The sequence below is a fragment of the Halarcobacter bivalviorum genome, from assembly GCF_003346815.1.
Lineage (GTDB): Bacteria > Campylobacterota > Campylobacteria > Campylobacterales > Arcobacteraceae > Halarcobacter > Halarcobacter bivalviorum.
The window spans coordinates 1337879-1362497 of sequence record NZ_CP031217.1 but is presented as its reverse complement, the minus strand read 5'-3'; the positions used below and the strand labels follow the sequence as shown (position 1 = coordinate 1362497).

The 24619-nt window shown below is 28.3% G+C and carries 23 protein-coding genes; 17 read left to right on the top strand and 6 right to left on the bottom strand.

Features of this window, described 5'->3' with window-relative positions; genetic code table 11:
• Window positions 1–8: 8 nt before the first annotated feature.
• The 12 genes from ABIV_RS06915 (at window position 9) to ABIV_RS06860 (ending at window position 14837) form a co-directional block, all read left to right on the top strand.
• On the top strand, window positions 9–1601 hold the full coding sequence (locus ABIV_RS06915) for a SulP family inorganic anion transporter (protein WP_228254267.1): 1593 nt from the start codon (window positions 9–11) through the stop codon (window positions 1599–1601).
• 248 nt (window positions 1602–1849) lie between these two features.
• On the top strand, window positions 1850–3118 hold the full coding sequence (gene purD, locus ABIV_RS06910) for a phosphoribosylamine--glycine ligase (protein ID WP_114839169.1): 1269 nt from the start codon (window positions 1850–1852) through the stop codon (window positions 3116–3118).
• Between the two features lie 5 nt (window positions 3119–3123).
• Window positions 3124–3552: an RDD family protein gene (locus tag ABIV_RS06905; protein WP_114839168.1), complete on the top strand. Its 429-nt coding sequence runs from the start codon at window positions 3124–3126 to the stop codon at window positions 3550–3552.
• Window positions 3545–5635, top strand: coding sequence for an LPS-assembly protein LptD (locus ABIV_RS06900; RefSeq protein ID WP_114839167.1), 2091 nt, complete (start codon window positions 3545–3547; stop codon window positions 5633–5635). The genes ABIV_RS06905 and ABIV_RS06900 overlap by 8 nt, the downstream gene beginning before the upstream one ends.
• A gap of 2 nt (window positions 5636–5637) precedes the next feature.
• Complete coding sequence (locus ABIV_RS06895; RefSeq protein ID WP_114839166.1) at window positions 5638–6291, top strand: phosphoribosyltransferase; 654 nt, start codon at window positions 5638–5640, stop codon at window positions 6289–6291.
• A 5-nt stretch (window positions 6292–6296) separates the two neighbouring features.
• The gene (locus ABIV_RS06890; RefSeq protein ID WP_114839165.1) at window positions 6297–8480 is read left to right on the top strand and encodes a polyribonucleotide nucleotidyltransferase; all 2184 of its coding nucleotides are present in this window, start codon (window positions 6297–6299) and stop codon (window positions 8478–8480) included.
• Window positions 8481–8556: 76 nt separating this feature from the next.
• Complete coding sequence (locus ABIV_RS06885) at window positions 8557–8925, top strand: response regulator (protein ID WP_114839164.1); 369 nt, start codon at window positions 8557–8559, stop codon at window positions 8923–8925.
• Between the two features lie 34 nt (window positions 8926–8959).
• Window positions 8960–11059, top strand: coding sequence for a chemotaxis protein CheA (locus tag ABIV_RS06880; RefSeq protein ID WP_114839163.1), 2100 nt, complete (start codon window positions 8960–8962; stop codon window positions 11057–11059).
• A 92-nt stretch (window positions 11060–11151) separates the two neighbouring features.
• The gene (locus ABIV_RS06875) at window positions 11152–11907 is read left to right on the top strand and encodes a CheR family methyltransferase (protein WP_228254266.1); all 756 of its coding nucleotides are present in this window, start codon (window positions 11152–11154) and stop codon (window positions 11905–11907) included.
• Window positions 11904–12581, top strand: coding sequence for a chemotaxis protein CheD (locus ABIV_RS06870; RefSeq protein WP_114839161.1), 678 nt, complete (start codon window positions 11904–11906; stop codon window positions 12579–12581). The genes ABIV_RS06875 and ABIV_RS06870 overlap by 4 nt, the downstream gene beginning before the upstream one ends.
• 19 nt (window positions 12582–12600) lie before the next feature.
• Window positions 12601–13677: a protein-glutamate methylesterase/protein-glutamine glutaminase gene (locus tag ABIV_RS06865; RefSeq protein WP_114839160.1), complete on the top strand. Its 1077-nt coding sequence runs from the start codon at window positions 12601–12603 to the stop codon at window positions 13675–13677.
• A gap of 104 nt (window positions 13678–13781) precedes the next feature.
• Entirely contained in the window at window positions 13782–14837 is a 1056-nt protein-coding gene (locus tag ABIV_RS06860) for a tyrosine-type recombinase/integrase (RefSeq protein ID WP_114839159.1), read from the top strand.
• 6 nt (window positions 14838–14843) lie between these two features.
• On the opposite strand, the gene ABIV_RS06855 is transcribed toward ABIV_RS06860, so the two are convergent.
• Genes ABIV_RS06855 through hemW form a run of 5 tightly spaced genes read right to left on the bottom strand, consistent with a single transcriptional unit; the run spans window position 14844 to window position 19602 of the window.
• Complete coding sequence (locus ABIV_RS06855) at window positions 14844–15119, bottom strand: hypothetical protein (RefSeq protein WP_114839158.1); 276 nt, start codon at window positions 15117–15119, stop codon at window positions 14844–14846.
• Window positions 15120–15128: 9 nt separating this feature from the next.
• The gene (locus ABIV_RS06850) at window positions 15129–15632 is read right to left on the bottom strand and encodes a kinetochore Spc7 family protein (RefSeq protein WP_114839157.1); all 504 of its coding nucleotides are present in this window, start codon (window positions 15630–15632) and stop codon (window positions 15129–15131) included.
• A gap of 56 nt (window positions 15633–15688) precedes the next feature.
• The gene (locus ABIV_RS06845) at window positions 15689–17659 is read right to left on the bottom strand and encodes a M3 family metallopeptidase (RefSeq protein ID WP_114839156.1); all 1971 of its coding nucleotides are present in this window, start codon (window positions 17657–17659) and stop codon (window positions 15689–15691) included.
• Between the two features lie 11 nt (window positions 17660–17670).
• Window positions 17671–18498 carry a peptide chain release factor N(5)-glutamine methyltransferase gene (gene prmC / locus ABIV_RS06840; protein WP_114839155.1) on the bottom strand — a complete coding sequence of 276 codons (828 nt, stop codon included), beginning with the start codon at window positions 18496–18498 and terminating at the stop codon, window positions 17671–17673.
• A 42-nt stretch (window positions 18499–18540) separates the two neighbouring features.
• Window positions 18541–19602 carry a radical SAM family heme chaperone HemW gene (hemW, locus tag ABIV_RS06835; RefSeq protein WP_114839154.1) on the bottom strand — a complete coding sequence of 354 codons (1062 nt, stop codon included), beginning with the start codon at window positions 19600–19602 and terminating at the stop codon, window positions 18541–18543.
• A 55-nt stretch (window positions 19603–19657) separates the two neighbouring features.
• On the opposite strand from hemW, the gene ABIV_RS06830 reads away from it, so the two are divergent.
• The 5 genes from ABIV_RS06830 to folP are packed head-to-tail and all read left to right on the top strand — an operon-like array spanning window position 19658 to window position 23707.
• On the top strand, window positions 19658–20152 hold the full coding sequence (locus ABIV_RS06830; protein WP_114839153.1) for an RNA pyrophosphohydrolase: 495 nt from the start codon (window positions 19658–19660) through the stop codon (window positions 20150–20152).
• A gap of 4 nt (window positions 20153–20156) precedes the next feature.
• Window positions 20157–21368 (top strand): aspartate kinase, encoded by a 1212-nt coding sequence (locus tag ABIV_RS06825; protein ID WP_114839152.1) that lies wholly within the window; start codon window positions 20157–20159, stop codon window positions 21366–21368.
• A gap of 2 nt (window positions 21369–21370) precedes the next feature.
• Window positions 21371–21922: a HobA family DNA replication regulator gene (locus ABIV_RS06820; RefSeq protein ID WP_114839151.1), complete on the top strand. Its 552-nt coding sequence runs from the start codon at window positions 21371–21373 to the stop codon at window positions 21920–21922.
• Complete coding sequence (locus ABIV_RS06815; RefSeq protein WP_114839150.1) at window positions 21922–22557, top strand: DNA polymerase III subunit delta'; 636 nt, start codon at window positions 21922–21924, stop codon at window positions 22555–22557. Before ABIV_RS06820 ends, ABIV_RS06815 begins: the two co-directional genes overlap by 1 nt.
• 1 nt (window position 22558) lies before the next feature.
• Window positions 22559–23707, top strand: coding sequence for a dihydropteroate synthase (folP, locus tag ABIV_RS06810; RefSeq protein ID WP_114839149.1), 1149 nt, complete (start codon window positions 22559–22561; stop codon window positions 23705–23707).
• Here the strand turns inward: folP and ABIV_RS06805 are convergent.
• On the bottom strand, window positions 23702–24532 hold the full coding sequence (locus tag ABIV_RS06805) for a prephenate dehydrogenase (RefSeq protein WP_162917986.1): 831 nt from the start codon (window positions 24530–24532) through the stop codon (window positions 23702–23704). The two genes, folP and ABIV_RS06805, sit on opposite strands and share 6 nt — an antisense overlap.
• Between the last annotated feature and the right edge of the window lie 87 nt (window positions 24533–24619).

Sequence of the window (24619 nt, the reverse complement as noted above, 5' to 3'; positions counted from 1 at the left end):
AGTTCTTCTTGAATATAAACACTTTTAAAAATGATATTTTTGGGGGTGTAACTGCAGCAATTGTTGCACTTCCATTGGCTTTAGCCTTTGGAGTAGCAAGTGGTGCAGGTGCAATTGCAGGACTATATGGAGCTATTATTTTAGGCTTCTTTGCTTCACTTTTTGGTGGAACCTCTACTCAAATTTCTGGACCAACAGGTCCTATGACAGTTATTACAGCATCTGCTATAGTGGCTTTTCAAAATAATCTAAGTGCTGTATTTACAGTTATTTTTTTAGCTGGATTAATTCAAATCTCATTTGGAGTTATTAAAATAGGACAATGGATAAAGTATATTCCTTATCCAATAATTTCTGGCTTTATGACAGGAATAGGGCTTATTATAATTATTCTACAAATAAACTCTTTTTTAGGAGTAGAATCTTATGGTTCAGTTATACAAACAATAGTAGAATTACCTCAAACTATTAAAAATAGTAATAGTCAATCTTTTTTTATTGCTTTATTGACTTTAATTATAATGTTTTTCACTCCAAAAAAAGTCTCTAAATATATTCCACCTGCTTTAATTGCTTTAGTTTTTGTAACTCTTTTAACTGTTTTTTTAAACTTATCTATCTCTACAATTGGTGAGATTCCCATGGGATTACCAGAGATAACTCTTCCTTTTAGTTTTGATATTCTACAGTTAAGTACTATTATTACTTTAGCTATTACTCTTGCTTTATTAGGCTCAATTGACTCTTTACTTACCTCTTTAGTCGCAGATTCAATGACAAAAACAAAACATAAACCAAATAAAGAGCTTATAGCTCAAGGAATAGGAAATTCATTATGCTCTTTTTTTGGAGCAATCCCAGGTGCGGGTGCTACAATGAGAACTGTTATAAATATTAAAAGTGGAGGGACAACAAGAGTTTCAGGAATAGTTCACTCTTTAACTCTTCTTTTGATTGTTTTAGTTCTTGCTCCTTTTGCTTCAAGTATTCCACTTGCTGTTCTTTCTGGTATTTTAATTAAAGTAGGATTTGATATTTTAGATTATAAATTTATACGATTAATAAATAAAGTTTCAAGACAAGATTTATTAATTATGATTACTGTTGTACTTTTAACAGTTTTTGTTGATTTAATTATGGCTGTTGGTGTAGGAATAACCTTTGCCTCAATAATTGCAATATACAAAGTTTCAAAAAACACTAAAATAAAAACAATCTATCCAAAGAAAAATATAGGGTTTGATATTGATATAGAAGATAAATCAACCAAAATAATAAAAATTAAAGGTTCTCTATTTTTTGGTACAGCATCAATTTTAGATAGAAGAATTGATAAGGTAAGAGAAAGAACAAAAACTATCATCTTAGACTGTTTAGAGGTCTCAGATTTAGACCTTTCTGCTATTTTTATGTTGCAAGAAGTTATAACAAAATTAAATAGTAGAGATATTGAAGTAATATTATTATTAGGAATAGGTAATAAGAAACGTATTATAAAACTAGATGAAAACAATGTATTTGGTAATATTAAAATTTTTAATAAAATAGATGATGCTGTAAATGCCATACAAGAAAATAATTATAAAAAAGCCCTTGTATAGCACGATTTAATGTTTAATTCATATATAATTAGCTAAAATAATATATATCTAAGTGGCACGGGATTTCCATTGTTGAGGGTCCGATACTATATTTTTGTGGGTAATGTAACTCATACGGTGTGTAGCGTTTACCTTTGGTATTTCTGCTCCTGAAGTATGTTTCTTACCTGCTAACGTTGGCTTTTGTGGGCCATTTGATGGTTAACGACTACTTGGATACTTTTATAATTTTTTTAGGGGAAATAAAAGTGAATATTTTAATACTTGGTAGTGGTGGAAGAGAATACTCTATTGGTCTTGCACTTTCAAAAGAAAAAGAAGATCATAAATTATATTTTAATCCAGGGAATGGTGCAACTTCTCAACTTGCAGAGAATATTGATATTAAAGATTATAATGAATTAGCAATTTGGGCAAAAGAGAACTTTATTGATTTAACTATCGTTGGACCAGAAGCTCCACTAGTAGATGGTGTTGTTGATATTTTTAAAGAACATGGTTTAACAGTATTTGGACCAAGTAAGGCTGCAGCACAGTTAGAGGGTTCTAAAGTTTATATGAAAAATATTTTAAAAAAATACAACATACCAACAGCAGCATTTATTGAAACTACAAGTGAAAAAGAAGCACATGATTTTATTGATACAATGAGTGAACCAATTGTTGTTAAAGCAGATGGTTTATGTGCTGGAAAAGGTGTAATCATTGCTCAATCAAAAGAGGAAGCTAAACAAGCAGCATCTGATATGCTTAGTGGAGAATCTTTTGGAGATGCAGGAACTTCAATTGTTGTTGAAGAGTACTTAGATGGTTATGAATTATCTATTTTTGCCATTTGTGATGGAGAAAACTATAAAGTTTTACCAGCAGCTCAAGATCATAAAAGAATAGGGGATGGAGATACTGGACCAAATACAGGTGGTATGGGTGCTTATGCTCCAACACCATTAGTAAATGATGATATTTACAAAAAAGTAGAAGAGAGAGTAATTAAACCAACTTTAGAAGGTATGAAAAAAGAAGGTGCTCCTTTTGAAGGTGTTTTATTTATTGGAGTAATGGTTGTAAAAGGTGAACCAATTATTTTAGAATATAATGTAAGATTTGGTGACCCAGAATGTGAAATTTTAATGCCTTTATTAGAAACACCTGTTTCTGAATTATTTTATAAAGGTGCTACAAAACAACTTGATAAATTAGATATTAAAATTAAAGATGATTATGGTGTTGCTGTTGTTATGGCAAGTGGTAATTATCCTTATGGTTCTAGTGAACCAGCAGAAATTATTGTAGATGAAATAGTTGATGAGGATTTAAAAGAACATACTCATATTTCATATGCAGGTGTTTCATTAGAAGATGGTAAACTAATGGCAACAGGAGGAAGAGTTCTTCTTTGTGTTGGTTTTGGTAAATCTATTCAAGAAGCAAGAGATAGAGCTTATGCACTTTGTGGACAAGTTCATTTTGCTGGTAAAAAAATTAGAACAGATATTGCTTATCAAGCATTAAAATAAAAAGTATGAATACAGAAAATTTAGAATTAGCTTCAAATAGAAAAAGAGCTTTAGCTTATGTAATTGATGACTTCTTAGTTACATTTATTATTGTAGCAATGTTTTGGGATAATATAGTATTAAATGGGACAGATTTAGTTTCTGTTCTTGCTGTAATGAATGCTTTTATTTGGCAAGTACTACTATTGAAATTTATTTATCAAACTTTTTTTATTTGGTATTATGGTGCAACAGTTGGTAAAATTATTACTAAAATTAGAGTTATTGATTTTAATAACTTTGGAAGAGTAAGTTTACTTACTTCTGCTACTAGGTCAGTATTTAGACTTATTAGTGAGATGTTTTTCTATTTTGGTTTTATATTTGCTTTTTTTACAGAGAGTAGACAAACATTACATGATAAAGTAGGAAGGACATTAGTAATTAATGCTTAAAAAAGTTTTAGCAACAGCAATCTTAGTTGTATTTTTACATGCAGAAAATGAAAAGTTTCAAGTAATTGCTAATAATTTAAATACAAAGAATAATATCTTAGTAGCAAATGGAGATGTAGTTGTTTTTTCTCCAAGCTACTATATAACTGCACAAAAAATAATTCATGATAAAGATAAAAATACTTTAGAGCTTTTTGATGATGTTGTTATTGTTAAAAATAATAATGTTCAAACAAAAAGTGATTATGCATTTTTAGATTTAAATACAGATGACTTATATCAAAAACCAAATATTTTTTATGAAGAAAAAAGTGCTATTTGGATTAATTCAAAAGAGTCTGATAAAAAGAATGATTTAATTACTTTAGGTAAATCTATTCTTTCTAGTTGTGATTGTGTAGATCCAGATTGGAGTATTCGATCTTCTAGTATGGATTATGATACTAAAGATATGTGGATTAATACATATAACACAACTTTATATGTAAAAGATTTTCCAGTAATTTATACTCCTTATTTAGGATTCTCTACTGATACAAGAAGAAGAACAGGTCTTCTTATTCCTTTATTAGGTTATTCAAGAAATGAAGGATTTTACTATAATCAACCAATATATTTTGCTCCAGCACCAAATTATGATATAGAATTAGTTCCACAAATTAGAACTAATAGAGGATATGGTTCTTACTTATATTTTAGATATGCAGACTCACCAGATTCTATGTTAAGAATTGGAACAGGATATTTTAAAGAAAAAGATTCTTATGTAAAAGAGCATAATCTAAGAAATGATGAACACTATGGATTTAATTTAGATTATGAAAGAGTAAATCTTTTTGCAGATACTTTTGACTCAAAAGATGGTCTATATGCATCTATTAGATATTTAAATGATGTAGAGTTTAACTCTTTAGAAGATAGTAGATATCAAGAATCTATTGAGAAAAAAATTGAATCAAAAATAAATTATGTATATGATACACCAAATTATCTTTTAGGTGCATATTCAAGATACTATATTGATACTCAAAAAGAGTCAAATGCAGATACCTTACAGGAATTACCAAAACTGCAAGCTCACTCTTATACAAGACCTCTATTTTTTGATAGATTATTATATTCTACAGATTTAAAATATACAAATCATTATAAAAGAGAAGGTTTAACAGCTGATCAATATGAATTTTCTATTCCTGTTTCTTACTCATTTTCACTATTTGATGACTATTTAACACTTACTCTTAAAAATCAAATTACAGCAAATAAACTGAAATATAAAAATGAATCTTCTATTGATTTTGAAGATGCAACATTTGTTGAAAATTCAACAAGTGTTATTTTAAACAGTGATTTAATAAAACCTTATGAAAATTATATTCATACAATGAATTTAAGTGCAGAATATAATCATTTCAATACAGTTACTGAAGAGGGTGACTTATATAGTATTTCTACTGATAATGCTCAATTAAGTCCTTTCCCTATTTCAGAAAGCTCTGATAATATTATATTTGGTCTTAATCAATCAATTTATGATAAAGAAGATTTAAGTCAAATTATTAATCATAGAATTAGACAATCAATAATCTATGATGATGCAGATAATGCTAAATTACATAATTTAGAAAATCAAATTACTTATAATTATGGTTTAGGTCAAATTTCAAATAAAGTTGTTTATAATCATCAAGATAAAGAGTTTATTGAGCACTCTTCTAATTTTACTTTTAATTATGAAGACTATTATTTAGGGTTAGGATATTATATGTCTAAAGATACTCCTAATTCAGGGAAAGAAGAATTAGAATCTTATAATATTGCAACAAGCTATAAATTATCTCATGATTATAAAATTACTTATTCAACAACTTATGATTTAGAAAGAGATTATAGAAGTAAAGAGGCTATCTCTTTTAATATTAATGATATGTGTTGGAACTTTGATATTAGACTTGAAAGAGAAACAGAGCCTGCTTCAACAAATGATTTAACACCAATTAGGCAAGATATTTTTTATGTTCAGTTAGTATTAAAACCTCTTGGTACATTAAAACAACAATTTGAATTAAAAAGAAATGATTAATTATGACTCCTGATAAGATTTTCTTTAAAAATAGAGAAGTAGCTGCATATAGACTTATTGATGTTCTTCCTGTAAATAAAATGAAACTTGAAGAATGGATTGTAATTGCTACTTCTTATGGAGGGTACCCTGTTGCTAAAATTATTGCAAAAGAGTTAGAAGGTAGTTGTGATGTAATGTTTTCTAGAAAAATTTTATCTCCAAACAATGAAGACTGTGAAGTTGCAATTGTTACAGAAACAGAAGAAGTTGTAATACATGAAGAGTTAGTTAAAGCTTTTGATATTAGTTTAGATTTTGTTTTTTCAAAATCTAGATATATTTATGATAATGATTTATCTAAAATGGTGTGTAAACATAGAAGAGGTAAAAAATTAGGAAGTTTTACAAACAAAAATATACTTCTAGTTGATGAAGGTTTAAATACTAGTCTTACAATGATGGCTTGTATTAAAACAGCAATTAACTTAGGAGCAAAATCTGTTTCTGTAGCAACACCAATTTTACCAAAAGTAAGCATAAATACTATAGAATCTATTGCAGATGACTTATATTATGTAGAGAGTCTTGATCATTTTATAGATATTGGATTTTATTATGATCAATTAGAAGAAATTACTTATGATGACTTATTAAAAATTATGAATAAAGGATAAAACTTATGTCAACAGTATGTGAATTTGAATTAAATGGGAAACAAGAGGTTTTCGAATTTAATAAAGTAGCTAAGCAATCAAACGGATCAGTATTAGCTAAATTAGGAAATGCAGTTGTTCTAGCAACTGTAGTTAGTGAGTTTGATAATCCTGTTGAAGAAGATTTTACTCCTTTAACAGTACAGTATGTTGAAAAAACTTATGCTGCTGCAAAACTACCAGGTGGTTTTATAAAAAGAGAAGCAAAACCTAGTGAGTTTGAAACATTAACATCAAGGGTTATTGATAGAAGTTTAAGACCATTATTTCCAAAAGGATATGTATATCCAACAACTATTACTGTAATGGTATTAAGTGCCGATAAAGATGTTGATTTACAAGTTTTATCATTAAATGCAGCAAGTGCAGCTTTATATACTTCTAATTTACCAATAAGAAAATCTGTTGCAGGTGTTAGAATTGGAAAAATCAATGGAGAGTATGTAGTTAATCCTAAAAATGATGAAATGGATGATTCAACATTAGACTTATATGTAGCTGGTTCAAAAGAAGAACTTTTAATGATTGAAATGAAATCAATCTCATCAGAAGAGATGGTTGAAGTAGATATTGAAGCATTTACAAAAGTACACCAAACAAATGAGATGAGTGAAGATGATTTAGTTGAAGCTATTTCAGTTGCGCAAAATGCTTTAAAAGAATCAAATGAAACATATGAAAAAGGTTTTGAATCAGTTTGTAAAGAACTTGCAGATGTAAAACTAGTAGAATTTTCAATTGATGAAGCAATTATCAATCATGTAAGAAATAACTACTTAGAAAATATCAAAGAAGCTATTAAAAAATTAGCTAAAAGTGAAAGAGCTACAGAGTTAAAAGAAGTAGCAAGATTAATTTTAGTTGATGAATATTGTGTTGAAAAAGAACTTGAGTTTAGTACTATTTATGAAGCTGTTTCAATAGTAAAAAGAGAAGCAGTAAGAGAAATGATTGTAAATGAGAAAGTAAGAGCTGATGGAAGAGGGCTTAAAGATGTAAGACCTATCTCTATTGATACAAATATTTTACCTTCTGCACACTCTTCTTGTCTTTTTACAAGAGGTGAAACACAAGCTTTAGTTGTAGGTACTTTAGCAGGTTCTAAAGATGGTCAAATGTATGAAATTTTAACTGAAAAATCAACTTCTACTGAAAATTTCATGGTTCACTATAACTTTCCAGGTTTTTCTGTGGGTGAAGCTAAACCTATGTTTGGAGTAGGGAGAAGAGAATTAGGACATGGAAACTTAGCTAAAAAAGCATTAGAAGCAACAATTGATAAAGATTATAGTGAAACAGTAAGATTAGTTTCTGAAATTTTAGAATCAAATGGTTCTTCTTCAATGGCTACTGTTTGTGGTGGTTCTTTAGCTTTAAAAGCAGCAGGTGTTCCTATTTCTAACTTAGTAGCAGGTGTTGCTATGGGTATGGTTGTAGAAGGTGATAACTACTCTGTATTAACTGATATTATGGGTCTTGAGGACCATGATGGAGATATGGATTTTAAAGTAGCAGGAACTAAAGAGGGTATTACTGCTCTTCAAATGGATATTAAACTTGGTGGAATTGAACTTTCAGTATTAAAAGAGGCTTTACTTCAAGCAAAAGAGGGAAGAGAGCATATTTTAGGTCTTATGGAAGAAGCAGCACAAGAGATTGTTCCAAGTGAAGCATTACCATTAATTGAGCAATTTGCCATTGATCCAAGTAAATTTATGGTAATTATTGGTAAAGCAGGTGCAACAATTAAAGAAATTATTGAAAAATTCTCTGTTTCTATTGATTTAGATAGAGACACAGGAAATGTTAAAGTAAGTGGAGAAAACAAACAAAATGTTTTAGATGCTTGTGAACATATTAAAACAATTTCTAATAATGCTCCTGAGAGAAAAGATAATCAAAAGAAATATATTGATTTTGAAAAACTATATAGTATTGATGAAATTCTTACTGGAAAAGTAGTAAGAATTGCTGACTTTGGTGCATTTATAGAATTACCAAAGGGTGGGGAAGGTCTTTTACATATTTCAAAGATTTCTAAAGAGAGAGTTAATAAAGTAGAAGATGTTTTAAAAGTAGATGATAATGTTGAAATTAAAGTGTTAAAAGTTAAGAAAGATAGAATAGAACTGGCTTCAGCTCAGTTTTAAAATTTAATACTAAATTAATATATGTTTAGTTAAGATGATTTAAATAATATATTTTTATTACAAATAAGGGGTTTATATGGCTAAGCTTTTAATCGTAGATGATTCTACAATGTTAAGGGATATGCTAAACTATGCGCTGAACGAAGGTGGTTATACTGACGTAACAGAGGCAATTGATGGAGTTGATGGTTTAGAAAAAGCTAAGGCAACTTCATATGATTTAATTATTACTGATGTTAACATGCCTAATATGGATGGTTTAACATTAATTGGTGAATTAAGAAAATTACCACAATATGCTTCAAAACCTATTTTAGTTTTAACAACTGAAAGAAGTGATGAAATGAAAGCTAAAGGTAAAGCTGCAGGAGCTACTGGTTGGATTGTAAAACCTTTTGTACCAGAGCAGTTACTAAAAGCAGTAAACATAGTTTTAAGTAGATAATAATTTAAAAAGATAAATATAAAAAGGTTTTATCATGTCTGGTTTTGATATATCTAAATATAGAGAGATGTTTGTAGAGGAAGCTGAAGAGCTTTTTGAATCTGCAGATAATGTTTTACTTGAAGCAGAAAGCAATGGAACACTTACTGATGAAGAGATGGGACAACTGTTCAGAGATGTTCATACTCTAAAAGGAAGTGGAGCTTCTGTTGAATTAAATCTTTTTGCTGAATTTACTCATGATGTTGAAAATATGATGGATAAATTAAGAAATCATCAAATTGAATTCCAACCAGAAATGGCAGGAACTTTGATAGATGGTTTAGATGTTATGAAAGAACTTCTTGAATTAGAAGTTGCAGAAGAACTTACAAGAGAAATGTTTGAAGAAAAGACATCAGAACTTTTAACTGTTATTAGAGCATACATAAATGGAGAAACACCTACTGAAACTCAACAAGAAACACCTGTTGTAGTTGAAACTGTTGCTGCTCCAGTAGAAGTACCTCAAACAAATACAGATAATATAGGTCTTTATGATGAAAATATTAATGATAATAAGTTTAATGTAACTTTTGGATTTTTTAATGATGAAATCAATCAAGACAATGAGAATTATGGTTTCTTCGATGAAGAATTAGATAAATTATCTCAAACAGCGCAAACCCCTGTAATAGAACATGATGATAATGATGATTTTGGTTTCTTTGATGATATGGCAGCAATTACTGCGGATTCAAAACTTGAAGCAAATAATAGTGATCAAAAAGAAGAATTAATTGCACAAGAAGAGAAAGCTACTCCTATAGCTCAAGAAACTAAGCCTGTAGCAACTCAACAAACTCCAACAGCTTCAGCAGCTAGTAAAAAAATACCTGAAAGAAAAGAGAAAGATACAGGTAAAAAAGTTGCAGCTTCAAATAATAATAATATTAGAGTAAATCTTGAAAAGATCGATTTACTAATGAATAATGTTGGAGATTTAGTTATTACAAATGCTATGTTAACTCAATTTTCTACAACGATTGAAGCTGATAAAACTAGAAATGCTGTTCTTGAAAGATTAGAATTATTAGAGAGACATATTAGGGAGATGCAAGACTCTATTATGAGTATCAGAATGGTACCTATGGATGCTATTTACTCTAAATTCCCTAAAGTTGTAAGAGATATCTCTAAAAAATTAGGTAAAAAAGTAGAATTTAAGCATTATGGTGATGGTGTTGAAATTGATAAAGCAATGATTGAAGGATTAACAGATCCTTTAATGCATATTATTAGAAATTCTTTAGACCACGGTTTAGAGACACCTGATGTAAGAATTGCAAATGGAAAAGAAGAAGTTGGTATTATTGCAATTTCTGCTGAACAAGCAAATGGTCAAATGATTATTACTATTGAGGATGATGGTAAAGGTATTGATGGAGAAAGAGTTGCACTTAAAGCTTTAGAGCAAGGGCAAATTGATGAAAATCAATATAATACAATGAGTGACAATGAAAAAGCAATGCTTGTATTTGGAGCAGGAGTTTCAACAGCAGATAAGATTACTGATATCTCAGGAAGAGGTGTTGGAATGGACGTTGTTAAAACTAATATCCAAAAACTTGGTGGTGCAATTAAATTAGATACTACACCAGGAGCAGGTACTATAATTACTATTATGTTACCTCTAACTCTTGCAATTCTTGATGGCTTAGATATAGCAGTAGGAAATCAAAAATATATTTTACCATTAAGTTCAATTGTTGAATCATTACAACCAACTTCAGAAATGATTAAAAAGATTGGTGATGGTTCTCAAGATTTATTAATGTTAAGAGAAGAGTTTATTCCTGTAGTAAGGCTACATCAATTATTCGGTGTTGAACCAACTTTTGAAAACTTAGAAGATGGAATGTTAATTGTTGTTAAGTCAGGTAATCAAAAAGTTGCAATTTCTATTGATGAGTTCTTAAATCAACATCAAGTTGTTGTAAAACCTTTAGATAAAAACTTTAGAAGTGTAGAAGGAATAGGTGCTGCAACAGTAAGAGGTGATGGAAGTATTGGTCTAATTTTAGATGTTCTAGGTATTATCAATGCACAAATCAAAATTGAAAAAGATTTAACTGCAGCTCAATTCGCTTCATAATAAATATGGCAAGTGATAGAGTTTTACACGAGAGAGTTAAAAAAATCCTTTATTCTCTAACAGGGATTACCCTAGCAGAGAACAAGGATATTATGATAGCAAACAGGCTTCATAAGTTAAAAAGAGATACTAAATACACTGGTGATATTGATCATTTACTTGATGCAATAGAAGAGGGTTCTTTCACTATGGAATTTATTAACTCTTTTACAACAAATAAGACTCATTTTTTTAGGGAAGAGTTTCATTTTACAGATTTAAGAGATAGAGTTCTTCCTCAATTTGCTAATTCTGGAAGAGATGTTAAAATGTATTGTTCTGCTTCATCAACAGGAGAAGAACCATATTCGATGGCAATGACTGTTTTAGAGACACAAGATTTACTAAATAGTCGAATTAATGCCTCAATTATAGCAACAGATATAGATACTAATGTATTACAATATGCAGCAAATGGTGTATATAGATATGCAAAATCATCAAAAGAGTTTCCAAACTGGATAAAACCACCTAAATTTTTTAAAAGAAGAGTTAATAAAACTTTAACTACAGAAGAAATTTTAATAAAAGTTAAACCAGAACTTCAAAAAATGGTTACTTTTCAGGTTAACAATTTAAATGATTCATCATATCCTTTTCAAAAAGATTATTTTGATGTGATATTTTGTAGAAATGTATTAATTTATTTCTCTTCTGAAGATCAAAATAAAATTTTAAAAAGACTATTTTCTCATTTAAAAATAGGTGGAACATTATATTTAGGGCATTCTGAGAATCCTCATGATTTAGTTAATTATGTAGATAGAATAGGTCAAAATATATTTATTAAAAAAAAGGAATATAATTGATTGTTATAGGTCACAAAGATGGAAGCATTGAAAAAGCTTCTATATCAAGATTTACTCAAAAAACAAAAGGTTACAACACTCATACCGTAATTGGTGGAGAGTTTGCTGTGGGTAAAGATCTAGATAATGTGGCTTTTAAAACTCTTTTAGGTTCATGCGTAGCTATTATGTTTTATGATAAAGTTCAAAAAATAAAGGGTATGAACCACTTTTTATTACCTACAACAAATAGTACAAATGATGATATGAAGTATGGTTTATATTCAGTTGAAGCAATGCTAAATGAGATGTATAAACTAGGATGTAGCAAAAAGAATATGTCTGCAAAAATATCAGGTGGAGCAGATATTATGCAACTAAATGTATCTTCTGTTTCAATTGGTCATAGAAATGTAGAGTTTGCAAAAGATTTTTGTAAATCAGAGGGATTTCAATTAATTAGTGAACATACAAGAGGAGAACATGGTAGACTTATTCTCCTTGCTGATGCTTTTCAAACTTTTATTAAAGTAACTCAGAAAAGTGAAACAGATAATAAAATTCTTAAAGAAGAAAAAGCATTACAGACAGAAATTACAAAAGCACCAGTTATCAAAGAATATGTTGGTGCTGTTGACTTATTTGATGATGATTCAAGTAAAGCTCAACCAGAGATGGAAATCGAATTATTCTAATAAAGTAGGGTAGAATTAAATGTATACAGTTTTAGTAATTGATGATTCTCCTTCAATGAGAAGAATTATTAAAGATATGGTTAATAATATTGAAGATTTTGAAGTTATTGCAGAAGCTTTTGATGCTTATGATGCAAGAGAAAAAATCAAAGAATATGAGCCAGATTTAGTAACAATTGATATAAATATGCCTAAAATGGATGGTGTAACATTCTTAAGAAACCTTATGAGACTTCATCCAATGCCTGCTGTAGTTATATCAGGAGAAAGTGTAAGAGGTAATGATATTTTTGATGATGGTGCAGTTGGGTTTATACCAAAACCTGAAGCAGGGGAATCAATGATATCTTTTGGAGAAAGAATTAAAGAAAATCTACTAAACCTAACATTCCTTTTAAAAAGATATACATTAAAAAAACCTAGACCAAAAAAAGAAGTAAAAACTAGAACTTTAGAAGTTAATAAGAAAAATCATCCAGATATGCTTATACCTTTAAGACCTGCACCACTAATGGGGAAGAAAATTATAGCTATTGGTTCTTCAACAGGTGGAGTTGAATCATTGTTAAGGGTCTTTAAGAATTTAACAAATGATCTTCCTCCTATAGTAATAACACAACATATACCTTATGGTTTCTCAAAATCTTTTGCAGATAGACTTAATGATAACTCTTCACTTAGAGTTCAACAAGCAGAAACAGGTATGGTTTTAGAAAATGGTCATGCTTATTTAGCACCAGGAAATATGCATATGACTATAGAAAGAACTGCAAGGGGTGAATATCAAATTAGATTACTAGATGATATTAAGATTAGTCATCATAGACCAAGTGTAGATGTTATGTTTAGATCTGTTAATAATGCAGTTGGTGGAGCAGCAATGGCAGTGATGATGACAGGAATGGGTGATGATGGTACAATTGCCATGAAAGAACTTCATGATAATGGAGCATACACAATTGCTCAAAATGAAGCAAGTTGTGTTGTTTTTGGTATGCCTGCAAAAGCAATTCAAGCTGGAGCTGTAAAAGATATTGTTCATTTAGATGAAATTGCACAATATATAATAGAATTCTCTAAAAATAAAAGAAGATAGTATTCTTCTTTTATCCCAATGTAAAAGTTTGAAAATTATAGTTTTCAATACTAATTAATATATATTTAGTTATAATCTCTTTTATTTAAATAAAAGGCTTATAAATGAGATATGAATTAGATTTCTGTAATAGCTTTGATAAAACACTTCTATTTTGGATAGAAAGATTTATTAGATACAAATTAACAACACTTTCAAACTCAAATGTTTTAGATAAAGAGAAACTTGCACTAATAATTCAAGAGTTAGTTAAAGGTACAGATTCTATTGAGAGTTTGAAAACTCTAGTTAAAGAAGCAAGAAATATTGGTTTAAGTGGAATTAATACCTATTATAATCCTTTAGAAAAACTTTTTAATTTCTTAACAAAACTTGGCTTAGCTTCAATGAAAGAGATAGATGAAGAGCTACTAAGTGATTTTTTAGCATCATATACAAGTGGTTTATCAGATGCAAGTAAAAAGAATCATAGAATTGCCCTACTTGGTCTATTTTCTTATATTGATAAACAAAATGAAAATCAGGATGGAAGTTCTCATCTTTTTAAAATAGAACTTAAAAACTGGGGTGGTTTAAAAGGTCAATCAGGTACAAAACTACCTGCTTTTATGAATAAGGCAGAAATAGATAGGTTTTTAGAAGCTATTAATAATTTTGAATTCTCCCTTGATACTCAATATAGAAATAGACTTATCCTTAAAATTATAATTTATACAGGTATTAGGGTTTCAGAGATGTTAAATTTGAGGCTAAAAGATATATACAAAGAAGATGATGTTTATATTTTACAAGTTAGAGGAAAAGGTAATAAGCCTCGAGTTGTAATGATTAAAACTAAGATTATTGAAAATGATTTAGCTTTTTGGTTAGAACAAAGAGATGCAAATGATGATTTGCTTGTTTGTAACAAAAAAGGAAATAGGTTAACTCAAGCTTATGTTAGTAGAATAGTAGAAAATATATTAACTTTTGCAGGGATTAGAAAAGAGAAAAATGGTGCTCATATGTTAAGACACTCTTTTGCAACCCTACTTTATCAAAAACATCAAGATTTGATTTTAGTACAAGAAGCTTTAGGACATGCAGATATAAATACATCTAGAATTTATACCCACTTTGATAAACATAGACTAAAAGCAACTACTAATCTTATGGATTAGTAGTTTTTACCATAAAGAACCTGTTTCAAAATCTTGAAGATTATCTTCTATTTCTAAATAAACTTCATCATCATAATCTAAATATATTGAAAATTCTCCAATACTAATACTATCTTGTATACTTCTTTTATTTAAATAAGTATCATCTACTCCATTTGATAAATCAGATAAGTAGTAATCTACCATAGAAGGTGCCATACTACTTATTGCTAAATCTAAGTCTTGAAATGTATTTACTCCAAAAGTAGAAAAGAGTGAATCTTTATTTAATAAAAGTATCATATTTTTATATTAGTTATTAAAACCGTTTAATAATGATGCCATTCTATTTAAATCAATTTTTTCTGAAGAACTACTACTTGTTGTTGAAAAAGTAGAATCTTTTTTATCTTCTTTTTCTTCAGTTTCCTCTTCTTTTTTCTTATCAACAATTACTTCTTGTATTGTTTCTCTTGCTTTTGATGTTTCATCATACTCATATTTATGTTTTTCTGGATGAGCTTTTTTACTTAAAAGTCCCTCAATCTTACTTAACATTGAGTTGATATTTGAAGAATCTTTTTCACTACTATCTTGTAAATTATTTAGATTATCCTCTAAATTTCTCGTCTCAGCTTCTAAAGCTGAAATTTTATCTTTTAGTTTATTATTCTCACTATTTAATTTTTCGTTTTCATCTTCTAAAGTATTATGCTCATCTTGAAGCTGGTCATAAGAGTTTTGTAATTGTTCGTATGCAACTATTAATTTTTCTAAAGCTTCATTAAGTTTTGCGATTGTTTCTGCGTTTGTCATATAAATAACCCTTATAAAATTCTATATATTAATTAAAAGTGATATTATTACAAAAACTAGCTAATAATTCCATCAATTTTCAATAAAGAATCAACACTTGGCTCTCTAGAGGCAAATTCATAGAAAAGTTTATTCATATCTTCAGAGCCACCTTTTTCTAAAATAGACTTTTTATATTTCATTGCTAACTCTTTGTTAAATACTTTCTTAGAGTTGATAAACATATAAAATGCATCTGCACTTAAAACTTCTGCCCATTTATATGAGTAGTATCCAGCAGCATACCCACCTGCAAAAATATGAGAAAAACCATTTTGAAACTTATTGTATTCAGGTGGCTTAATAGCGGCATATTCATCTCTTATGTTATTTAATAAACCCTGTATTTCACTTTCCGTTTTGTATAACTTTTGATGCAGTTTAAAATCAAACAATGCAAACTCAATTTGTCTTAACATTGCTAAGGCTGATTGAAAGTTTCTTGCTTTTATTAACTTATCAATAGCTTCATCATCTAAAACCTCTCCTGTTTCATAATGCTTTGCAAACATCTTTAAAACTTCTTTATCATAAGAAAAGTATTCAAGGAATTGAGAAGGAAACTCTACAACATCCCAAGCAACACCAGCAATACCACTTACAAAAGCTTCTGGAACTTTACTAAATAAGTGATGTAAAGCATGTCCCATTTCATGAAATAGTGTAACTACATCAGAGTGTCTTAAAAGTGAAGGAACACCCTCTTTTGATTGAGGAAAATTACAAACAATATAAGCTGTTGGTAATCTTTTTTCACCATTTTTGTTTACATAATGAGAGTGCCAATTATTCATCCATGCACCCCCTCTTTTCTCTTTTTTAGCCTCTAAGTCAATATAAATTCTTGCAAATACTTTTGAATTTTCTTTTATATTGTAAACTAGTACATCTTTATCCCAAGCTTTAGCATCTGAAGCTTTTTCAAACTCAACTTCAAAGATTTTATTTAAGAAATTAAAGAAACCATTTAAAACAGAATTCTTTTCAAAATAAGGTCTATAGTACTCTTCATCAATATCATATTTTTCCTCTTTTAATTTCTCACTATAATATGCTAAATCATAACTTTCTATCTTAGAAATACCATCTTTTAAAGCATATTTTTTTAGTTCTTCAATCTCTTCTTTTGCTCTATTCTTTCCTTTTTTTGCAAGCTCTTCTAAGAAAGTAACTACCTCAATTTCTTCATTTGCCATTTTAGTTTGTAAAGAATATTCAGCATAGTTTTTAAAACCTAAAATTTTAACTTTTTCATCTTTTAATGAAAGTATTTCAATTATTATTTTTTCATTCTCTGGTGCTCTAGTCGTGTATACTTTATAGATTTCTTCTCTTCTTTCTCTATTTGAACCATATGTAATATATGCTAAATAAGAAGGCATTTGAAGAGTAAATTTATATTTAGTTTTTCCATCTTCTTCAAACTTTGCAAACTCTAAATCTGATTTAGGAATCTCTTTTACATCTTCATAATTTTCAATTATCATTTCATAGGCATTTGTTGCATTTAAAAGATTTTGAGAAAAAATTTGAGATAACTCACTAAGTCTTAAATTGATCTCTTTTAATCTTTTTTTATCTTTTTCTTCTAAGTGACAACCACTTAATTTAAAATCTCTAATCTCATTTTCTAATACTTTTTTTTGTATATCATTTAAAGTTGTATAATAGTTATCTTGTATATCTTTTAAAGACCTATAAATATTATCATTTTGTGAGATCTCAGTTTCGTAATTTGAGATTAATGGTAAGCACTCTTCGTAAACTTTTTGAGTTGTTTCTGAATTTTTTACTGAATCAATATGAAAGATTGGAGTTATAAATTCATTAATACTCTCCCCTATCTCTTCATATGGTTTTACAAAATTTTCATAACTTTTGTTTTCTATTGTTAATAACGCTTCAATCTCTTTTTTACTATTTTCTAAAATCTCTTCTAATTTACTTTTACTATTTTCTAAATTTGTTAAATCAAACTCTTTAAACATTTATATTCCTTTTAATTTTTAAATTCTATTGTAAAACCTCTATCAAACTTTTCATAATCTTGATAAAAAGAGTAGTCTTTTATATTAAAATTATTTAAATAGTTTTCTAAAGGTTTTTTTTGGTCATATCCCATTTCACAAAGTAGATATTTTATCTCTCTTTTTGAAGTTTCATCTATGATATTTTTTAATAATTCATCCCCTACTTCTCCACCAAAAAGTGCATTGCTTGGTTCGTACTTTACATTTGTTGGTAACTTATAATTATTTGCAATATATGGAGGATTTGAGATAGTCATAAAAATATCTTCATTCTTATCAATATCTGTATATAAATCACTTTTAATAAAGGTGATTTTATCTTCTACTGAATGTTTTTTTGCATTCTCTTTTGCTAAAGCTAATGCATCATCATTTATATCAACAGCTATAATTTTAATATCTTTAATTAAAAGAGCTAACATTACAGAAATAATTCCAGAACCAGTTCCTATTTCTAAAACTGTTTTATTTTGAGTTTCTTTTAATATTTCTATTGCATTATCAACTAATATTTCTGTTTCTGGTCTTGGTATTAATACATTTTCTCTTACTAGAAAACTCTCTCCATAAAAAGAGGCTTTTCCTATTAAGTACTCTAAAGGATAATCTTTTTCTCTTTTATTAATAAGTTTTTCTAGTTTTTCTATTTGATTAAATTCATTATTATAATTTAGATGTAACCAAATATTGTTTTTCTCTAAAATATGACAAATTAATATTTCAACTTCCTTTGCTGGAATATGAGTAATTTGTTTTAATCTTTGAGAATAGTTTCTTACAACTTCTTTTATTGTCATTTATATCCTTATATATAAAGGTGATATTATATCAAAAAGAGTTTACTCTAATATATAAAGAGAAATTTCATCTGCTAAAAGAAAGTTTTTATTAAAAACATTTTTATCTTTTATATAGATTTTTTCTTCTTCTATTAAATGATTTACTCTTTTTAACTCATCTTCTGTAAAAACTGAAAGTTCTACTCCTAAAATACATCTAAAACCTAAAAGTACTTTTTCAACTTTTATATCATCATTTGATAACTCTTCTACCTCATAAGAAGTTGGATTTTTAATATACTCATCTAAATCTTTATTTGGATAATATCTTTGATTGTTTACATATCCAACAGCTCCAGCACCAACTCCTAAATACTCTTTATGTTGCCAATAACCAAAATTATGTTTTGAGTGATAATTTTTACCTCTTGCAAAGTTTGATATCTCATATTGAGAAAAACCATTGTTTTCTAAAAAATCAAATATTTTATATGATAACTCTTCATCATCAATTTTAACTTCACTTTTATTGAAAAATTTTGTACCCTCTTCAAGGGTTAAAGAGTAAGCACTTAAATGAGTAATAGGTAATGAAAATGCTAAAGAAAAATCCTCTTTTAAGTTATCAAAAGTATCTGTTTTGAAACCATAAATAATATCACAGTTAATACTATCAAAACCTATACAAGAAGCATTTTGTATAGCTGTTATTGCACTTTTTGCATTATGCGCTCGATTTAATTCTTTTAGCTTATTTTCTTGAAAACTTTGTACTCCAAAACTAATTCGATTTACTCCATAGTTTTTCATTCCTTGCAACCAATCTTTTGTTGCAGAGTTTGGATTTGACTCACTTGTTATTTCTGTATTTTTATCTATATAGTTTTCTAAAATTTTGAAAGTCTCTTCATAATCTTCAATTTTTATAGTACTAGGTGTTCCTCCACCTATAAAAACTGTTTCTAATGTTTTATCTTTACAATAATTTTCTAAATCATGTTTTAACTGTATATTTAAAGCCTTCATATAATCTTTTTTTAGATTAAATTTAGTTGTATATGAGTTAAAAGCGCAATAGTGACACTTACTATCACAAAAAGGTATATGTATATATAAAAGCAATTTTTAATCCTAATTTTATTATAATATCCGGCTAATTATAAGGGAAAAAATATTTATGACTGATAAAGAAATGAAAGATACTAAAAATAAAAAGAATTACAGACCAAATGTAGCAGCAATAGTATTATCAGCAAAATATCCTGAAAAATGTGAAATTTTTATAGCTTCAAGAACAGATGTAGAGAATGCTTGGCAATTTCCACAAGGTGGAATTGATGATGGTGAAAAGCCAAATGAAGCATTGTTTAGAGAGCTTGAAGAAGAAATTGGAACAAGGGATGTTGAGATAATCGCAGAATATCCAAAATGGGTAAGCTATGATTTTCCGCCTGTGATTGCCAAAAAAATGCACCCTTATGATGGACAAATCCAAAAGTATTACTTGGTAAAATTAAAAAAAGGTGCAAAAATAGATATTAATACTCATATTCCTGAGTTTAGTGAATATAAATTTGTTCCTACTGAGAATATTTATGATTATATTACATTCTTCAAAAGAACTGTATATAAGCAGGTTTTAAAATATTTTAAAAAAGAGGGTTTTATTTAAAAAAATGTTAAAAGTTCTAAAATTTGGTGGTACAAGTGTAGGTTCACTTGAAAGAATACAAAATGTTGCCAACATTATAAAAAGTATGAAAGATGAAGGTCACGACATTATTGCAGTTGTTTCTGCAATGAGTGGTGAGACAAATAAGTTATTAGACTATGCAGCACACTTCTCTAAAAATCCTGTTGCTAATGAAATAGATATGTTATTAAGTTCAGGGGAAAGAGTTACCTCTGCACTACTTTCAATTGCATTAAATGAACAAGGATATAAAACAACTTCAATGAGTGGAAGAGAAGCTGGTATTGTTACAGATAATGCGCATATGAAAGCAAGAATTGAATCTATTGATACAACAAATATGGAAAATGCTATTAAAGAAGGTAAAATAATTATCGTAGCAGGTTTTCAAGGTGTAACGCAAGATTCAAGTAGAGTTTCTACTTTAGGTAGAGGTGGTTCTGATTTAACAGCAGTTGCAATTGCTGGTGCAATAGATGCAGACGTTTGTGAAATCTATACTGATGTTGATGGTATTTATACTACAGACCCAAGAATTGAACCTAAAGCTAAGAAGTTAGATAAAATTTCTTATGATGAGATGTTAGAACTTGCAAGCTTAGGTGCAAAAGTATTACAAAATAGATCAGTTGAAATGGCGAAAAAATTAAATGTAAATTTAGTATCAAGAAGCAGCTTTACGCCAGAAGTTGAAGGTACATTAATTACTAAGGAAGAAAATATTATGGAAAAACCAGTTGTAAGTGGTATTGCTTTAGATAAAAATCAAGTAAGAGTTGGAATGTATGGAGTAACTGATAGACCAGGTATTGCATCATCAATTTTTACTGCACTTGCAGATGCTAATATAAATGTTGATATGATTGTTCAAACAGTTGGTGTTGATGGTAAAACAGATTTAGACTTTACAATTCCTGTAACTGATTGGGAAAATTGTAAATTAGTAATGGAAAAATTTAAAAATGATGCAGAAAACATTGATTACAATGAATCAATTTGTAAAGTATCAATTGTTGGTGTAGGTATGAAATCTCATACTGGAGTTGCTTCTAAAGCTTTTACAGCTTTAGCAAATGAAAACATCAATATTAGAATTATTTCAACTTCTGAAATCAAAGTTTCTATGATTATTGAAGAAAAATATGCAGAGCTTGCAGTAAGAGCTCTACATGATGCTTATAACTTGGATAAATAAACGTGCAAGAATTTCTGAATTGGACAGTAGATACAATTAGAGAAGATAGGCTTATTTCACCTTGGTTAGAAGAAAAAAAGTATGAATGGGTTCCTTTAGTTTCTAAATCAATTACAAATATTTTAGAAAAAGGAAGATCAGTATTAGTTATTACAGATAGTGATAGAGATTGGTTTTTAAAATATGTTTTAACACATATTAATTCTCAAAAGAAAAATAGACCATTCTTACCTTTTTATAACTTTAAATCTTTCTATAAAGATTTAGATGAAGTAAAAACAGAAGATGAGATAAAATTCATCAAAGATATGTTAAATATATCTTTTCCAAATGGATATTGCTTTTGGTATATTGGAAGAAGTCAAGATGCAAGAGCAATCTTACCTAAATTTTCAAAGAACTCTTTTCTTTGGATTTTTGATGAAGAGATACAAGATGCATTTAATTTAAAAAATAATGATGAGGCTTTAGATATGAAACTTTTACAAATGTTTAGGCTTTATGATAAAACTTTAAGTGCGGCACTTTTTGCGGAGATTAATGTAGAACACTAATGATGTTTAATGAAAAAATTGAAACTGCTCATATTTTAATTGTTAATGATATTGATGAGGCATTAAACTCTTTATTGCCTTTTTACTCTAAACATAATATAAGAGTAATAAAGAATGAGGAGAAAGAGGAGTTTCAATTAGCTCAAGCAACAGCTACAATAAAAGAAGCATATATCTCTTCAAATGAAAAAAAATATATTTTTCTTTGTGGAAAAGTATTTAGAAAAGAGGCGCAAAACTCTTTATTAAAGATTTTAGAAGAGCCTCCTTCAAATATTGTATTTATAATAATTACAAACTCAAAATCTACTATTTTACCTACAATTTTTTCAAGAATGCCCCATAAAATTCTTAGAAAAACTAAAGAGAAAGAGGAACTTAGTTTAGATATAAAAAAACTTGATTTAAAAGATGTATATGAATTTTTAAAAACGAATCAAAGAATAGATAAAAAAGAGTCTATCTCTTTTGTTGAGTCTTTACTTTTAAAAATAAATAAAGAGAAAATAACTCTATCTCAAGCAGAATTAGAACTATTTTCTAAATCTATTAAACTTTTAAATCTAAATTCTAGACCAATAAATGTGTTAACTACCCTACTTTTAACACTAATAAATAGAAAAAATAAATATTAAGATGAAGCTACAAAAAATAAATATTAATGACAAAAAAAAAGTTTTTGAAGCCTTAGGTTGTGATAAAGGTGGAATCTCTATTCTTTCAAAGAAATCATCTTTACAAACTATTTTAATTAAAAACCTACATGTAGGAGCAGCAAATATTTTAAAACAAGATGCTCTATCAATTGGAGCAGATTTAGCTGTACCAACAGGGGTTATTGTTGCAAAAGAGAAATATGTAGATGCAATTTTAATAGCTACAAATAAGCATTTAGAAATACTTTCAAGAAAAGAGCTATCTCAACCTTTTGGACTAAAAGAGTTTGCAAAAGAGCTTAAAGCCTTTATTAACTTAAAAAAATATCCTACAAAAATTATGGGTGTATTAAATGCAAATGAAGACTCTTTTTTTAAAGATAGTAGATTTAGCCAAAAAGATGCCCAAGAAAGAATAATCAAGCTTATAGAAGATGGAGCTTCTATTGTTGATATTGGAGCTGTTTCAAGTAGGCCAGGTAGTACACCTGTATCTTGGCAAGAAGAACTTCAAAGAGCAAAACCAATAATAGATACAATTTATGAAAATAATTTATATGAAAAAGCTAGATTCTCTTTAGATTCATATGAGCCAAAAGTTTTAGAATATGCTTTAGATAAGGGTTTTTCTATTGTAAATGATATTACAGGTTTAGCAAACAATGAGGTATGTAAAGTTGCTGCAAAATACAATGCGGAAGTAGTAATTATGCATATGCAAAAAGATCCAACTGTTATGCAAGAGAATCCTGTTTATGAAGATTTGATTCAAGAAATTGATGATTTTTTTCAAGAAAGAATTGTAAAAGCAAAAGATTTTGGAATAAAAAATAACATTATATTAGATGTAGGAATTGGTTTTGGTAAAACCTTAACTCATAATTTACAACTTCTAAAAAATTTAGAACATTTTAAACATTTTAACTGTGAATTATTAATAGGTGCAAGTAGAAAATCTATGATTGATAAGATTATTCCAACCCCTACAGAAGAGAGGCTTCCTGGTACTTTAGCAATACATTTAGAATCAATAAATTATGGAGCTTCAATTATTAGATGCCATGATGTAAAAGAACATTTTCAGGCTCTTAAAGTTCAAGAAGCTATAAATACACAAGAGATTTTATAAAATCTCATGTAGTGTATTTGCTTTTTTCATCCACTCTTTTAAAGAAGAATAATCTTCAGTCTCAATCATTTCTCGTACTTTTTTCATGTGATTTTCAAATAAATCGATTGAAGCTAAAAGATTTTTTCTATTTTGTTTAAAAATATCAGTCCACATATCAGGACTTGATTTAGCGATTCTACTCATATCTTTAAAACCACCTGCTGCTAAAGCAATAATTGATTTTGGGTCTTCATGTCCCATTACTGTATTTGCTAAAGAGTAAGAGATAGCATGAGGTAAATGAGACATATAACAAGCATGAATATCGTGCTCATCTGCATCCATTGCAACAATTCGCATTCCTATTTCTTGAAAAACCTTAAATGCTCTATTAACATGTTGATTTTCATTTTCTTCAAGATTACATAAAACTACTGTTTTCCCTTCATATAAATTATCAATTGCAGCTTTTGGACCTGACTTTTCAGTTCCTGTCATTGGGTGTGCTGCAATAAAATTTTTTCTAATTTTAGGAGGTACACTTTTAATAATAAACTCTTTTGTTGAACCTAAATCCATAATTGTAGTTTTATCTTTAATATCTAAAAATTCTGGAAGCATCGAAATAATATTATCTACAGGGATTGCAAGAACAATTAAATCACATTTTTCTTTCATTGTTTTAATATCAACTAGTTGGTCAACTAAATTTAATTCTTCAATCTCTTTTTTTGTCTTTTCATTTCTTGCATATCCGTAAACTTCTGTGGCAATTGAGTATTTTTTTACAGCCTTTGCAAAAGAACCACCCATTAAACCTAAACCAATAATACCTATATTCAATTTTATAACCTTTAAAATATATTTAAAAAGCGATTATATCTTAAACATCCTATAAAGTTTATTTAGATATATTTTAGCTTTAATTAT